The 12,754-nt window shown below is 63.4% G+C and carries 13 protein-coding genes; 8 read left to right on the top strand and 5 right to left on the bottom strand.

The window, feature by feature from the left end; all coding sequences use genetic code 11:
- Positions 1–10: 10 nt before the first annotated feature.
- Genes ACOX7T_RS05700 through ACOX7T_RS05685 form a run of 4 tightly spaced genes read left to right on the top strand, consistent with a single transcriptional unit; the run spans position 11 to position 4,131 of the window.
- Positions 11–1,267 carry a hypothetical protein gene (locus ACOX7T_RS05700; protein WP_433440733.1) on the top strand — a complete coding sequence of 419 codons (1,257 nt, stop codon included), beginning with the start codon at positions 11–13 and terminating at the stop codon, positions 1,265–1,267.
- Positions 1,264–2,163 (top strand): carbohydrate ABC transporter permease, encoded by a 900-nt coding sequence (locus tag ACOX7T_RS05695; RefSeq protein ID WP_433440731.1) that lies wholly within the window; start codon positions 1,264–1,266, stop codon positions 2,161–2,163. Before ACOX7T_RS05700 ends, ACOX7T_RS05695 begins: the two co-directional genes overlap by 4 nt.
- Positions 2,160–2,999, top strand: coding sequence for a carbohydrate ABC transporter permease (locus ACOX7T_RS05690; protein ID WP_006570597.1), 840 nt, complete (start codon positions 2,160–2,162; stop codon positions 2,997–2,999). Before ACOX7T_RS05695 ends, ACOX7T_RS05690 begins: the two co-directional genes overlap by 4 nt.
- Positions 3,000–3,015: 16 nt before the next feature.
- On the top strand, positions 3,016–4,131 hold the full coding sequence (locus tag ACOX7T_RS05685) for an ABC transporter ATP-binding protein (protein WP_433440728.1): 1,116 nt from the start codon (positions 3,016–3,018) through the stop codon (positions 4,129–4,131).
- A gap of 43 nt (positions 4,132–4,174) precedes the next feature.
- Here ACOX7T_RS05685 and ACOX7T_RS05680 read toward each other — a convergent pair whose 3' ends face one another.
- Genes ACOX7T_RS05680 through ACOX7T_RS05670 form a run of 3 tightly spaced genes read right to left on the bottom strand, consistent with a single transcriptional unit; the run spans position 4,175 to position 7,787 of the window.
- Complete coding sequence (locus ACOX7T_RS05680) at positions 4,175–5,194, bottom strand: hypothetical protein (RefSeq protein WP_433440726.1); 1,020 nt, start codon at positions 5,192–5,194, stop codon at positions 4,175–4,177.
- A gap of 18 nt (positions 5,195–5,212) precedes the next feature.
- The gene (locus ACOX7T_RS05675) at positions 5,213–6,655 is read right to left on the bottom strand and encodes an MBOAT family O-acyltransferase (RefSeq protein ID WP_433440724.1); all 1,443 of its coding nucleotides are present in this window, start codon (positions 6,653–6,655) and stop codon (positions 5,213–5,215) included.
- A gap of 58 nt (positions 6,656–6,713) precedes the next feature.
- Entirely contained in the window at positions 6,714–7,787 is a 1,074-nt protein-coding gene (locus ACOX7T_RS05670; protein WP_433440722.1) for an acyltransferase, read from the bottom strand.
- Between the two features lie 204 nt (positions 7,788–7,991).
- Here ACOX7T_RS05670 and ACOX7T_RS05665 point away from each other — a divergent pair, with 204 nt between their 5' ends.
- The 4 genes from ACOX7T_RS05665 (at position 7,992) to ACOX7T_RS05650 (ending at position 11,573) form a co-directional block, all read left to right on the top strand.
- Positions 7,992–8,531 (top strand): flavodoxin family protein, encoded by a 540-nt coding sequence (locus ACOX7T_RS05665; RefSeq protein ID WP_433440720.1) that lies wholly within the window; start codon positions 7,992–7,994, stop codon positions 8,529–8,531.
- Positions 8,532–8,607: 76 nt separating this feature from the next.
- Complete coding sequence (locus ACOX7T_RS05660; RefSeq protein WP_433440718.1) at positions 8,608–9,240, top strand: single-stranded DNA-binding protein; 633 nt, start codon at positions 8,608–8,610, stop codon at positions 9,238–9,240.
- Between the two features lie 120 nt (positions 9,241–9,360).
- Positions 9,361–11,214, top strand: coding sequence for an LTA synthase family protein (locus ACOX7T_RS05655; protein ID WP_433440716.1), 1,854 nt, complete (start codon positions 9,361–9,363; stop codon positions 11,212–11,214).
- 164 nt (positions 11,215–11,378) lie between these two features.
- Positions 11,379–11,573, top strand: a complete 195-nt coding sequence (locus tag ACOX7T_RS05650) for an alpha/beta-type small acid-soluble spore protein (protein ID WP_086005853.1) — start codon at positions 11,379–11,381, stop codon at positions 11,571–11,573.
- Between the two features lie 97 nt (positions 11,574–11,670).
- Here ACOX7T_RS05650 and ACOX7T_RS05645 read toward each other — a convergent pair whose 3' ends face one another.
- Together ACOX7T_RS05645 and yajC are read right to left on the bottom strand one after the other, a co-directional pair.
- On the bottom strand, positions 11,671–12,330 hold the full coding sequence (locus ACOX7T_RS05645) for an HAD family hydrolase (protein WP_433440713.1): 660 nt from the start codon (positions 12,328–12,330) through the stop codon (positions 11,671–11,673).
- A gap of 27 nt (positions 12,331–12,357) precedes the next feature.
- Positions 12,358–12,753: a preprotein translocase subunit YajC gene (gene yajC / locus ACOX7T_RS05640; RefSeq protein WP_433440711.1), complete on the bottom strand. Its 396-nt coding sequence runs from the start codon at positions 12,751–12,753 to the stop codon at positions 12,358–12,360.
- Between the last annotated feature and the right edge of the window lies 1 nt (position 12,754).

Below are 12,754 nucleotides of genomic sequence, written 5' to 3'. Positions count from 1 at the left end.
GGGTGAAGCGATGAAGAGACATACATGGAGGCTGTCCCGGTGGCTTCCCGCCCTGCTCTTTCTCTGCGCCTGGATGGCGGCCCTCTGCTTTGCCCAGCAGTGCGGTCCGCTGACCCAGGGGGCGGCTGTCCGCTGGACAGGGGAGGGTGCCGGCGTCAGCCCCGCCGATCTCTGTCAGGCGGAGCGCTGGGCGGCGAAGGACGGCAGCACCTCCTTTCCCGACCTTGTCCTGTGGCAGGAACAGGAGAACCAGATTCTCACCGACCGGACAGGGGAGCGGAGCACCCCGGTGCGGCTGCTCACCGTGTTCGGTCAGGCGGATCTGCTGTGGCCGGGCGCCTTCCTCCGGGGCGGCTGGCCTGTCCGGGGGGATATCCAGGGCATCGCTCTGGATGAGGCGGCGGCCGCCGCTCTCTGGGGCAGCGCCGACGTGCTGGGCGAGACCGTGGAGTGGAACGGGAATACATATGCCGTCCGGGGCGTGTTCCAGGGAGACGATGGATTGGCCCTGATTCAGACGGAGGAGAGCAGCACGCAGGCCATGGACCGGGCGATGCTCCAATTTCAGGACGGAGGCGGCGGGACGGAGACAACGGCCTGGCTGAGCCAGAACGGCTTCCCGGTGGGACAGGTGACCGACCTGCCTCTGCTGGGCTGGATTCTGAACAGCTTGGCCGCCCTGCCGGGGCTGGCCCTGGGCGTGGTGCTCCTGCTGAGACTGGGGGAGCGGCTGTGGCGGCTGCGCCGCAGTCCGCTGCTGCTCGCCCAGTGCCTGCTCCCCGTGCTGGCGGCGGGCGGGCTGACCCTTTGGGTGCTGGGCTTCCCATGGGAGATTCCCGACCGGCTGATTCCCACCCGGTGGTCTGATTTTGACTTCTGGACCGGGTTGGCCGGTGAGCTGACAGAGGAGCTGTGGACCGCACTGTCTGGCGCCATGAGCGCCCGGGACGGGCTTCTCTGGCCGGCGGCCCTGGGGTGTCTGGTGTGGGCCCTGGCGGCCTGCGCCCTGCTGGCCCCTGCCGGACGGCTGCGCCCGGAGACGGGGACCGGCCTGCTGCTGGCCTGTCTGGGGGCGGCGGGGAGCGTGTTTGTGCTGACGCTGCTGTCTGCCCGGTTGGGCGGCGGAGCGCCGGGGCGGACATGGTGGCTGCTGCCGCCGCTGTGGCTGGCGGCGGATTACGGGCTGCGGTGGCATGACGGGTGGCTGACGGCGGACATCATACCGCCCGGCCCGGCGCTGCCAGCGGGAGAGGAGGAGAGGCTGTGAGACGGCGCAAAAAAGGGCTTCCGCCCTGGCGGCAGGGGGAGCGGGCAGAGGACAGGGCTGTGCCCTGGCTGTTTTTGCTGCCCAGCCTGCTGGCGGTGTCGGTGCTGGTGCTGGTGCCCTTCGGGGATGTGGTGCGCCGGTCCTTCTTCTCCGCCATGAGCGGGCAGTTTGTGGGCCTGAAAAACTATATATCTGTCCTCCAGAACGACGCCTTCCGGCTGGCCGCGGCCAATACGGCCAAATTTGCCGCTGTGTGCATCCCCATCCTGCTGGTGTTCTCCCTGCTGCTGGCCCTGCTGATCCACGCGGTGGAGGACAAGCGGGGTATCTTCAAGACCAGCTTTCTCATTCCGCTTTCCATCCCGGTGGCCTCCATTGTGCTGCTGTGGAAGGTGGTGTTCCATGAGAACGGCCTGTTCAACCAGCTGCTGGCCCTGGTGGGGCTGGAGGGGGCCGACTGGCTGGACAGCAGCCTGACCTTCGGCGTGCTGGTGTTTACCTATCTGTGGAAGAACACGGGCTACGACATGATTCTCTGGCTCTCGGGCATTACGTCCATCCCGCCCGCGCTCTATGAGTCGGCCCAGATGGACGGCGCCGGGGCAGCGGCCCGGTTCTTCCGCATCACCCTGCCCAATCTGGCCCCCACCTTCTTTACGGTGACGGTGCTCTCCCTGCTCAACTCCTTCAAGGTGTTCCGGGAGGCCTATCTCATCGGCGGCAGCTACCCCAACCAGAGTATCTACATGCTCCAGCACCTTTTCAACAACTGGTTTGTCAGCCTGGACGTGGATAAGATGTGCGCCGGGGCGGTGCTGCTGGCTGTGACGGTATTTTTGTTGATTCTCCTGCTCCAGCGGGCCTGGGGCAGGGCGGAAGGAGGGATGGAAGGGTGAAAAAATGGTTCATCGGCATGATACTGGCCCTGTTGGCCTGTCTGGTTTGGGTGCCGCTGTGGATGCTGCTCACCGGCTCCCTGATGGGGGCGGAGGAGGTGGAGCAGAACCTGGCCCCCGTGCTGTCGGAGACCGGGGGAAACGCGGTGTGGCCCCTGCTGCCCATGTACCCCACCCTCCAGCCCTATGTGGAGCTGCTGCTGGACACGCCGGAGTTTTTTGCCATGTTCTGGAACTCCTGCCGCCAGGTGTTCCCCGTGGTGCTGGGCCAGGTGCTCATCGGCGCACCGGCGGCCTGGGCCTTCGCACGGTTCCAGTTCCCCGGCCGGAAGGCCCTCTACGGGCTGTACATTGTCCTCATGCTCATGCCCTTTCAGGTCACCATGGTGTCCAGCTATCTGGTGCTGGACGGCCTGGGCCTGATGAACACCATCTGGGCCATCATCCTGCCCGGCGCGGTGTCCACCTTCCCGGTCTTTCTGATGGTCCGCTTTTTCGCCGCCATCCCCTCCGCTCTGACCGAGGCGGCGGCGCTGGATGGGGCGGGGCCTCTGGCCATTTTCCTCCACATCGGCCTGCCCCTGGGTGCGCCGGGTATCCTCTCCGCCGTGGTGCTGGGGTTCCTGGAGTACTGGAACGCCCTGGAGCAGCCCCTCACATTTCTTCAAGATAAGACCCTCTGGCCCCTCTCCCTCTACCTGCCCACGGTGACGGCGGAGAATGCCGGAGCCTCTCTGGCTGCGTCTGTAATTATGTTAACCCCTGCGCTGCTGATCTTCCTCTTCGGCCAGCGCTATCTGGAGGCAGGCATCTCGGCCTCCGGCATGAAAGACTGAAAAAGGAGCAGATACCATGGCGGAAACAGCGGGCAGCGTAGGGCTGACCATCGAGCGGGTAAACAAGTGGTATCCCGGCGGCGTCCACGCGGTGCGGGATGTGGATCTGACGGTGGAAAACGGGGAGTTCATGATCTTCGTGGGGCCGTCGGGCTGCGGAAAGTCCACCCTTCTGCGGATGATCGCGGGGCTGGAGACGGTGAACAGCGGGACCATCCGCATGGACGGCAGGGTCATCAACCGGGTGCCGCCCAGGGCCCGGGACATCGCCATGGTGTTCCAGAACTACGCCCTCTACCCCACCATGAAGGTGCGGGACAATATGGCCTTCCCGCTGAAAATGCGCCGCTGGAGCAGGGAGGCGGTGCGCAGCCGGGTGGAGGAGGTGGCGGAGAGCTTGGGCCTGACCGAGTATCTGGACCGCAGGCCCGGCGCCCTCTCGGGCGGACAGCGCCAGCGGGTGGCCCTTGGGCGGGCCATGGTGCGCCAGCCCAAGCTCTTTCTGATGGATGAGCCCCTCTCCAACCTGGACGCCAAACTGCGGGTGGATATGCGCCGGGAGATTGTGGCACTCCAGCGCCGCCTGGGCACCACTACCATCTACGTCACCCACGACCAGACCGAGGCCATGACCATGGGCACCCGCATTGCCGTGCTGCGGGACGGCGTGCTCCAGCAGGTGGATACGCCTCGTACCCTCTATGACGCGCCCGCCAACCTCTTTGTGGCCCAGTTCATCGGCTCACCGCCCATGAACCTGTGGGATGGGCGGGCCTTCTGGCAGGAGGGCTGCACCTGGCTGGAGCTCTCCGGGCAGGCCTTCTCCCTGGGGCAGGGGATCCGGCTGCCCCAGGGAGCCTTCGGGCGTGACCTGGCCGTGGGTGTGCGTCCGGAACACGTATGCCCCGCACGGCCGGATGACCCGGCGGCTTTTCCGGCCTGTATCACCGCCGTGGAGAATACGGGGCGGGAGTGTCTGGTGTTCCTGGAATCACAGGGCGGGGATACCTTCACCATGGCGGCAGGGGCCGATTTCCCGGGCCGCCCGGGAGAGGGGCTGGAGGTCTCTCTCCGGCTGGACCGGCTCCACCTCTTTGACCGGGAGACAGGAGAGCGGATAGAGGGAATATGACAAAAACAGGGAGGCAAAGCCGTCTGGCTTTGCCTCCCTGCTGCTAGTTGTTCAGATATTCCGCCCACCACTGTGCCGATTCCTGCCAGTGGGCGGTGTTGTCGGCGGTCTGTTCCCTGGGGACCAGGCCGACCTCTTCGGTAAGGTACTCCCCCAGCCAGGCGGAGAAGATGGCCGCGCCGTCCTGGTTCAGGTGGCCGCCGTCGTAGAGATGGGCGGTGGGCACCAGACCAATCTCCTCAAACATCTCGCTCCAGTTGCAGAAGATCACGTCCTCGTCCAGGGCCTGAATCTCCCGGCCGATGCGCTCGTAGGTCTCCTGGGTGCAGCGGGTGTAGGTGGGGTTGAAGGTGATGATGGGGATGGCCCCGTGCTCGGCGCACAGGTCCAGGATTTTGGCCAGCCAGGACAGGTTGGCCGCGTAGTCCTCGTCGGAGATCTCCCGGTCGGCTACATAGGGCTCTACGCCCACGCCCTCCTTCACCTCGTCAATGGCGGTGAAGCCCTTCAGGTAGTCCCGCTGGATGGGGAACAGGGCACGCTTGACGTCGGCCGGGCGGATCTCCGACCAGCGGCCGTGGTAGAACCACAGGTCAAAGAGCAGTCCGGTGCGCAGGTCCGGCTCGGCGGCGGTGAAGATGGCCCCCAGCTTGTTGGGGGAGAAGGGCATCAGGTCGATGTTGAGCTGGGTGTAGTTCTGGTACCGGGCGAAGAAGAGGGAGGTGGCCTCCAGCACCACGGCGGAGGGGGACTGGGTCTTAAAGACCTCCTTCAGGTACCAATAGGTGATGGACAGCGTCTGCTCCGAGCCTGCCATCACGTATCCCGTCAGGCCGGAGTTGTCGTAGACGACGGACGGATTGAAGTCGCAGTAGGCGTAGGAGCTGCCCAGGTAGATGACGTCCAGACTGTCCTCCGGCTCGGCACGGAAGGCGCTCCAGGTGGAGCCGTAATCCGTGTGGGCGGGGCGGAGCACATCAGAGACAAAGTTGAGCAGCAGAGCGGTGATAAGCAGGAAAACCGCGGCCAGCGGCAGTTCCCTGCGGAGAAAACGAGATTTCAAGCCGGGTCCTCCTTCCGGTCAGAAGCTGAAGCCATAGATAAAGGACTGGGCGTCGTACCCGGCGCCGTAGCTGCCCAGCACCACGCAGGAGAAGAGCAGGAACCACAGCACCAGCCACCGCACCAGCCGGGGGGCGGAGAGGTAGTCGGCGGTGATGTCGTGGTTGACCGACCGCAGGTCCACCGCCAGCAGCACCACAAGGCCGAAGAGGGCCGCCAGCAGCTCCCAACGGTCCAGACCCATGCTGGTAAAGACCCACAGGGGGCCGTGGAGCATGCCGGAGAGCATGTCCAGCCCGGTGGACACCGACCCGGCCTTGAAGAACACGAAGGCCGCCGTGGCCAGCAGGAAGGTGCAGAAAATCTGCCACAGCCGCAGGGGCCAGCCGTCCTCCTTCAGACGGAGGACGCTGTGGAGGCGTCCCCGCAGGGGGGCGGTGACGCCTCCAATGACCTGATACAGGCCGTTGAGCACGCCCCACACCACAAAGGTCATGGCCGCGCCGTGCCAAAGCCCGCTGACGGCAAAGACGATGAGCACGTTCAGGTACTTCCGCACTGTGCCCTTCCGGGAGCCGCCCAGGGGGATATAGAGGTAGTCACGGAACCAGTGGGACAGGGACATGTGCCACCGCCGCCAGAACTCCGCGATGGAGCGGGAGAAGAAGGGGGTGCGGAAGTTCTCCAGCAGGGAGAAGCCCATGGCACGGGCCGCGCCCAGGGCCATGTCCGAGTAAGAGGAGAAGTCGCAGTAGAGCTGGAGGGAGAAGGCCACGGCGGCCCCCATCAGCTGGAGGGCGCCGAAATCCTGGGGCGCGGCAAAGATGGTGTTCACCAGCACGGCCAGCCGGTCGGCCAGCACCAGCTTCTTGAACGCGCCCCACAAAAACCGGAACAGACCGGCCCGAAACTCGTCCCAGTCGAACCGGTGCTCTGTCCTGAACTGGGGCAGCAGCTGGTCGGCACGGGCGATGGGGCCGGAGACAATCTGGGGGAAGAAGGAGAGAAACAGGGCGTAGATCAGCAGGTCCTTCTCCGCCGGTACCTTGCCCCGGTACACGTCGATGACGTACCCCATGGCCTGGAACAGATAGAAGGAGATGCCCACCGGCATCAGGATATCCAGCACCGGCGTGGAGAAGGAGAAGCCCAGAAGATTCAGTCCCCGACCCACCAGGGACAGGGCGAAGTTCAGGTATTTGAACACAAAGAGCAGCAGACCCAGTATCACCAGGCAGGCTGCCAACGCTCCCTTGCTCTTTTTCCGTTCCAGCAGCCGCCCGGTCAGATAGGAGGCCGCGATGGTGAAGAGCAGGAAGGTGAGGTATATGGGCTTGGCGCACAGGTAGAAGAACCAGCTGGCCAGCAGCAGCCATGGGTTGCGGGCCCGCTGGGGCAGCAGGAAAAAGACCAGCGCCGTCACGGGGAAGAAGCAGAAGAACTGCGGCGTGAGGAAGGTCACGGAGTCACCGCCTTTTCAAAAAGTAGGTATTATATTTTATCCGATGCGGCGGGGAAAGTCAATTTACCGGTGCGCTGCGGCCTGCCCGGAGGCGGTCAATGACACGTCCGCCTGCCCGGAAAATCAGGCTGCGTACATAGTCCGCGCCGATGCCCACGGCGAAGATGGCCAAGCCGATGGCCAGAGCGCCTGCCAGGCACAGGGGCGTGGAGAACTGGGCCAGAAAGGCGGTCCGGCCCGCCAGCAGGTGGGACCACACCAGCGGGTGGGCGTGGAGTAGGTACACGCCGAAGGACAAGGGCGCGCAGAAGGACACGACTCGGGCAACGGGAGCGGGCAGAGGGGGCAGGCGGTACAGCGCCAGAAACAGGCACAATGCAGCCACAAGAATGAGGGGGGAGGTGTAGGAGAGGAGGGTCCCCCATTTGAAGAAGGTGCCGGGCTGGGACACGCCGAAGGTCTTGCCCACCAGGGCCAGCAGGGAGAAGCCCACGTACCCGGCCAGCAGCAGCCAGGGCCGGGGCAGCCGGGCGGGAGGATGGAGCCGCAGACAGCCGCCCAGCAGATAGAGCACTGCCAGCCAGGCCACGCTGTACCCGCCCCGGGTGGAGAAAATCTCCTCCGGGGAGATGAAATCGGCCAGGGAAAAGACAGCGATCAGCGCCAGAACCAGCCGTTTGGCGGAAGCAGGGGACAGGGCGGTGAGGGCGCTGTCCAGGAAGGGCATCAGCAGGAAGAGAGCAAAGTAGACGCTGAAATACCAGTAGGTGCCGTTGAGCACCGGGAAGAAGGGCGCGATCATGTCCCGCACCCGGAGGGAACCGGGGGCCAGAAGGCCGAACAGCACCGTGAGCACGGCGGAATAGAAGACGGCCTGGAGCCAGAGGGAGCCCAGCCGGGAGAGGGGGTGCTTCCGTCCCACGCCCAGGTAGCCGCTGAGCAGACCGTAGCAGTTTACCGCGCAGGAGCACAGGGCCTCCAGCCCCCAGAGAGCCCACCAGCGGAGGGAACCGGCGGGCAGTGCGGCAAGCAGGCCGCCCACGCCGGAGACGTGGAGCAGGACCACCATCAGCATGGAGCCGTTGCGCAGGACGTCCAGACCGGAGAGCCGGGTCTGTGTGGATTGAGACAAGAACATCGCCTCCCTGACATATCTCTGCCGGGTTTTTGGAGGTTACTGTTTCCATGATAGGGAGGGCGGGGGAGAATGTCAAGCCCCGGCCCATTCTGGGCATCCGCATATCAAAACTTTAACTTATTTTAATAAAACCCACATGGAAGAAATAAGATCTCTCTGTTATGCTTTGACTGCACCTGGAAAAGGAGGATTGCTTCCATGGAACTGCTGCTCAATATTCTGTTTATCGTTCTGTCCCTGCTGGCCGCAGCGGCAGTGGGGCTGATGATTTTCTTCAAGCTGACCATCAGCATTCGGGACAGCCGCCGCCGTCCTGCGGAGAAGCGGCTGGGGCAGGGGGCACGGAAGGCCCTGTTTCTGTACCAGCCCTCCAACGCCAGGCGCAACGTACCTCAGGCAGAGGCCCTGGCCACCCGGCTGGCGGAGATGGGCTACGCCGTGACGGTGAACCACCCCTCGGAGGACCTGCCCTATGCCCCCGGGGACTACGACCTGCTGGTGTTCGGCAGCCCCGTCTACATGGGGGAGACTGCCCGGCCCCTGCGCCGGTACCTGGAGACCCACCCCTTCACCGGCAAGCGGGTGCTGCTGTATGTGGACGGCCTGGACCTGGAGCGTGCCCCTGAGCTGGAGACGCTGAAGGGTCTGGTGCCCGCCGGAAACGAACTCTATACCCTCAAGGTGGCGCCCCGGGACCGGGAAAAGCTGCTGGCCTTTGCCGCGGAGTATGGAGCCTGAGGGGATGGTCATAGCGGGGGACAAACCTGCATATACATCTCACATCCTGAGAAATGACACGGGAGTGTGGATTGGTATGCAGACAGACTGGAACGAGAACCATGCCTTCCTGCGGGGTGAGGCGGCGGCTGCGCCTGTGGTCTCCCACGAGAACCGGGGCGTCACCTACTGGACCTTCCCCCTGCGGGTGGAGCGGCTGTCCGGCGCGGAGGACCAGATCAATGTGGTGGTCTCCGCTGGGCAGCTGGAGCAGTGCCCGGTAGCGCCCGGGGCGGAGGTGGAGATTGAGGGGGAGGTTCGCTCCTTCAACAACAAGAGCGGCCGGGGCAGCCGGCTGGTCATCACCCTCTTTGCCCGCAGCCTGCGCCCGGGGGCGGGGGAGCACGCCAACGACCTGTCCCTGGCCGGGGTGCTGTGCAAGCCGCCGGTGCTTCGCCGCACCCCATTGGGGCGGGACATCTGCGACCTGATGCTGGCGGTAAACCGCCGGTACGGCCGGGCGGATTACCTGCCCTGCATCGTGTGGGGGTCCCTGGCCCAGCGCTGCGCCTCCCTCAGCGTGGGAGACGGCGTGCGCCTGGAAGGCCGGCTCCAGAGCCGGCAGTACATCAAGGTGGAAAACGGACAGAACCTGACCCGCACTGCCTTTGAGGTGTCGGTGATGAAGCTGGAACCGGCCGGGGCGGCCATTCTGCCGGAACAGGCATGAAGCGTATCCGACCTGTGACAGAGCAAAAGCGGTCTCCCCACAGGGGAGACCGCTTTTGACAGAATCTGATTCTTGCGCTATAATAGCACCTCGCAACCTTTTTTGAGGGAATTGATACAAATGAACCAACTGCTGAGAAAAGAGAAAACCTATGAGATACCGCAGGAGCAGGAAAAAGGCGATGCCGTCCTCACGGCCGGACGCCGGTGGCTGCCCCTGCTGGCGGCCCTGCTGCTTACTCCATTCACCGCCGTGTGGCTGATGCAGCTGGCCTACGGCGCAGCGCCGTGGGCCTTGCCGCTGCCTGTGGCAGCGGCAAATGCCCTCTGTATCGCCCTGCTCTACTGGCCGCTCTGCGGCCTGACAGGCCGGGTCTGGCTCTGCTGCTGCGGCATCCATATCGCGGCAGGCTTGTGGGGCGCGGCCAACTACTTTGTCAACCTCTTCCGGGGCACGCCCATTCTGCCCTGGGACTTTTCCGCCCTGGGTACTGCCGCTGACGTGGCGGGGAGCTACCGCTTTGTCCCCACCTGGCAGATGTGTCTGGCAGGTGCGCTGGCGATCGGGCTGGTGTGTGTCCTGAGCCTGAAGCAGGTGCGGACCAGACTCCGGCTTACAGGCTGGAAGGGACGGCTGGGCTGGCTGTGCGCCGGACTGGCCTGCCTGTACTTCTTGTTCCCAACCAGCCGTCTGGGAGAGCTGGGGGTGGTCACCGACGTGTGGGACCCCGCCGGGTCCTACCGCACCGGCGGCTGTCTGGCCACGTTCCTGCGCAACACCGAATTTTTGGAGGTGGACAAGCCCTCGGACACATCGCCCGAGGGGGTGGACCAGATCATGTCCCAGGTGTCGGGGCCGGTTGGGACCGCAGACGCCCCGGAGCGGCCCAATGTGATCGCCATCATGAACGAGTCCTGGGCGGATTTTGAGTTCTTCGGCAATCTGGAGCTGAGCGAGAGCGTGGTGGACTATGTCAGCAGCCTGGACAACGCGGTGTTCGGCCACGCCTATACCTCCGTGTTCGGCGCAGGCACCAGTGCCAGCGAGTTTGAGTTCCTCACCGGCAACTCCATGGCCTTCCTCCCCTCGGGCAGCATCCCCTACCAGCAGTATGTGCTGGAGCCCACCTACTCCCTGGCCTCCCTGCTGAAGGAGCAGGGGTACAGCACCCTGGCTTTCCACCCGGGCACCCGTACCTCCTGGCAGCGGGACCGGGCCTATCCTCTGCTGGGCTTTGACAGCTTCAAGTGCGGCGACGATATGGATGTGCCCCAGACCATGGAGCACGGCTATGTGAGCGACCAGTCGGACTTTGAGCAGATCATATGGGAGCTGGAGCACAAGAAGGAGGGGGAACCGCTCTTCCTCTTCAACGTCACCATTCAGAACCACGGCAGCTACACCGTGGAGGACTACCCGGCAGAGGTGACGGTGGCCGATGAGCCGGGGAAGTACCCCATGGCGGAGCAGTACCTCACCCTGGCCAACAAGTCGGATCATGCCTTCCAGACCCTGATTGAGTACCTCTCCCAGCTGGACGAGCCCACAATTGTGGTCATGTTCGGCGACCACCAGCCCTCGGTGGAGCAGGCGTTCCTGGACAAGGCCTACGGCGTCACCCAGGGGGAGATGACCATGGAGCAGTACATGGGCAAGTACCAGGTGCCCTTTGTGGTGTGGGCCAACTATCCCCTGCCGGAGGAGGTGCCCCAGGTGACCAGCCTGAATTTCCTGGCCCTATATGTGCTGCGCTGTGCCGGTCTGGAGGGGACCGCGTGGAATAACTTCCTCTGGGACGTGCAGGAGCAGCTGCCCGCCATGACCTTCGTGGGGTACACGGATACCAGCGGCCATGCGTACAGCCACCTGGAGAACAATGAATATACCAGCCTGATTGAGCAGTGCCGGCAGGTACAGTACAACAATCTCTTCGGCGGCGGAGACCGGCGGGAACAGTATTTTTCTCTGAAATGACTGTGAAGAAAATTGCTGTGCATCTTAAATTATAAATAAATTGAAACAGCGTGTGTACTGCAAAAATTTGGCGTGAACAGGAGCGAATATAAAAATCTCACGGGGCAAAGCTATGTTCGGATTCCCAATCCAACAAAAACAAAACACAAGGAGATGCACAAGCTATGACTAGTTCCAATAAGGCTGTTGTCCCCAGCGCCCGTGAGGCTCTCAACAAGTTCAAGATGGAGGCCGCTTCTGAGGTCGGCGTCAACCTGAAGCAGGGTTACAACGGCGACCTGACCTCCCGTGAGGCTGGCTCCGTGGGCGGCCAGATGGTCAAGAAGATGATCCAGGCCTACGAGAACGGCATGCAGTAACACCCTCCTGAGGTTATAACCGACAGAAGGACGAAGCACTGCCCTATCAAAAAGCGGGGACGCGGCATATGCCGCGTCCCCGCTTTTCTTATTTCGATCAGGTCAGAAGCTCCTTCAGAGAATGGACATACCGTCCGGCGACGGACGCCATCTCCTGAGCCACATCATCCCACATGCTGTCATGGACGCCCACGGTAAAAATGCCGCATTGATTGGCGGACTTGACGCCGTGGATACCGTCCTCAAACATAACGGCTTCCTCCGGCTTGACGCCCAGCCTGTCCAGCACATAGTGGAAGGGGACAGGGGAGGATTTGGGGCCGCCCGCCTCCCGGCAGGAGCAGGTGAGGTCAAAATACTGGAAAAAGTCCAGGCGGCGGAGCACCAGATCAATGAGCGGCCGCTCGGTGCCGGTGAGCAGCACCACCTTCATCCCCTGAGCGCGGTAGGCCTCCAGCAATTCGCGGGCAAAGGGCTTGGGGGAGATGGAGTTGGCATAGTAGGAGACAATCCCATGGTTGATGGCCTGGAACACCTCTTCCACCGTACCCTTGACGTGGTAATGCTCCACCATGTGCTGGGCCACTTCGGGAGAGATGAGGAGCTTGTACAGGTCGTAAAAATCCGGCGGAAGCTCCACACCGAAGCGGAGGGCCACCTGATACAGGTTGTCCTTCCAGGCGGGCATGGAGTCCAGCAGGGTACCGTCCATATCAAATATCATGGCCTTGCGGCCGAAGGTTTCTGCGTGATACATGGCAAACAGCCTCCCGGGCAGAATTGCTTAGAGATGAGGACCTTTGGGCGAACGGAGTCCGTAGGGATCGGGGCGCTGATCCGTGCCGGAGGGCTGCTCGTTCTGGCGCTGGAAACGCGCCTTCCGCAGGTCCTTCTGACGTCTGCGCTCGCTCCGGACATCAAAGCCGTCCAGACCCTCCAGAGCCTGGAGATCAAACTCCAGCTTGGTTTTCCCAGGGGCAGAGGAGAGAACAAAGCTGTCCTTGTGCACCTCCAGAACCGTGCCGTAAATGCCGCCGCCTGCGTGGACCTTGCAGCCGGGCTTCAGGGCCGCTACCATCAGGGCGTACCGCTCCTCCCGCTTTCTCTGAGGACGGGCCAGGGCAAAGTGGATGATCAGCGCAAGGACCAGCATGGTAATGACAGGAATGAAAAACTGCATC

This window comes from Pseudoflavonifractor sp. (assembly GCF_050943825.1).
Lineage (GTDB): Bacteria > Bacillota > Clostridia > Oscillospirales > Oscillospiraceae > Pseudoflavonifractor.
Note: the sequence above shows the minus strand (reverse complement) of the source record. Positions and strands in the feature narration are given on the sequence as shown.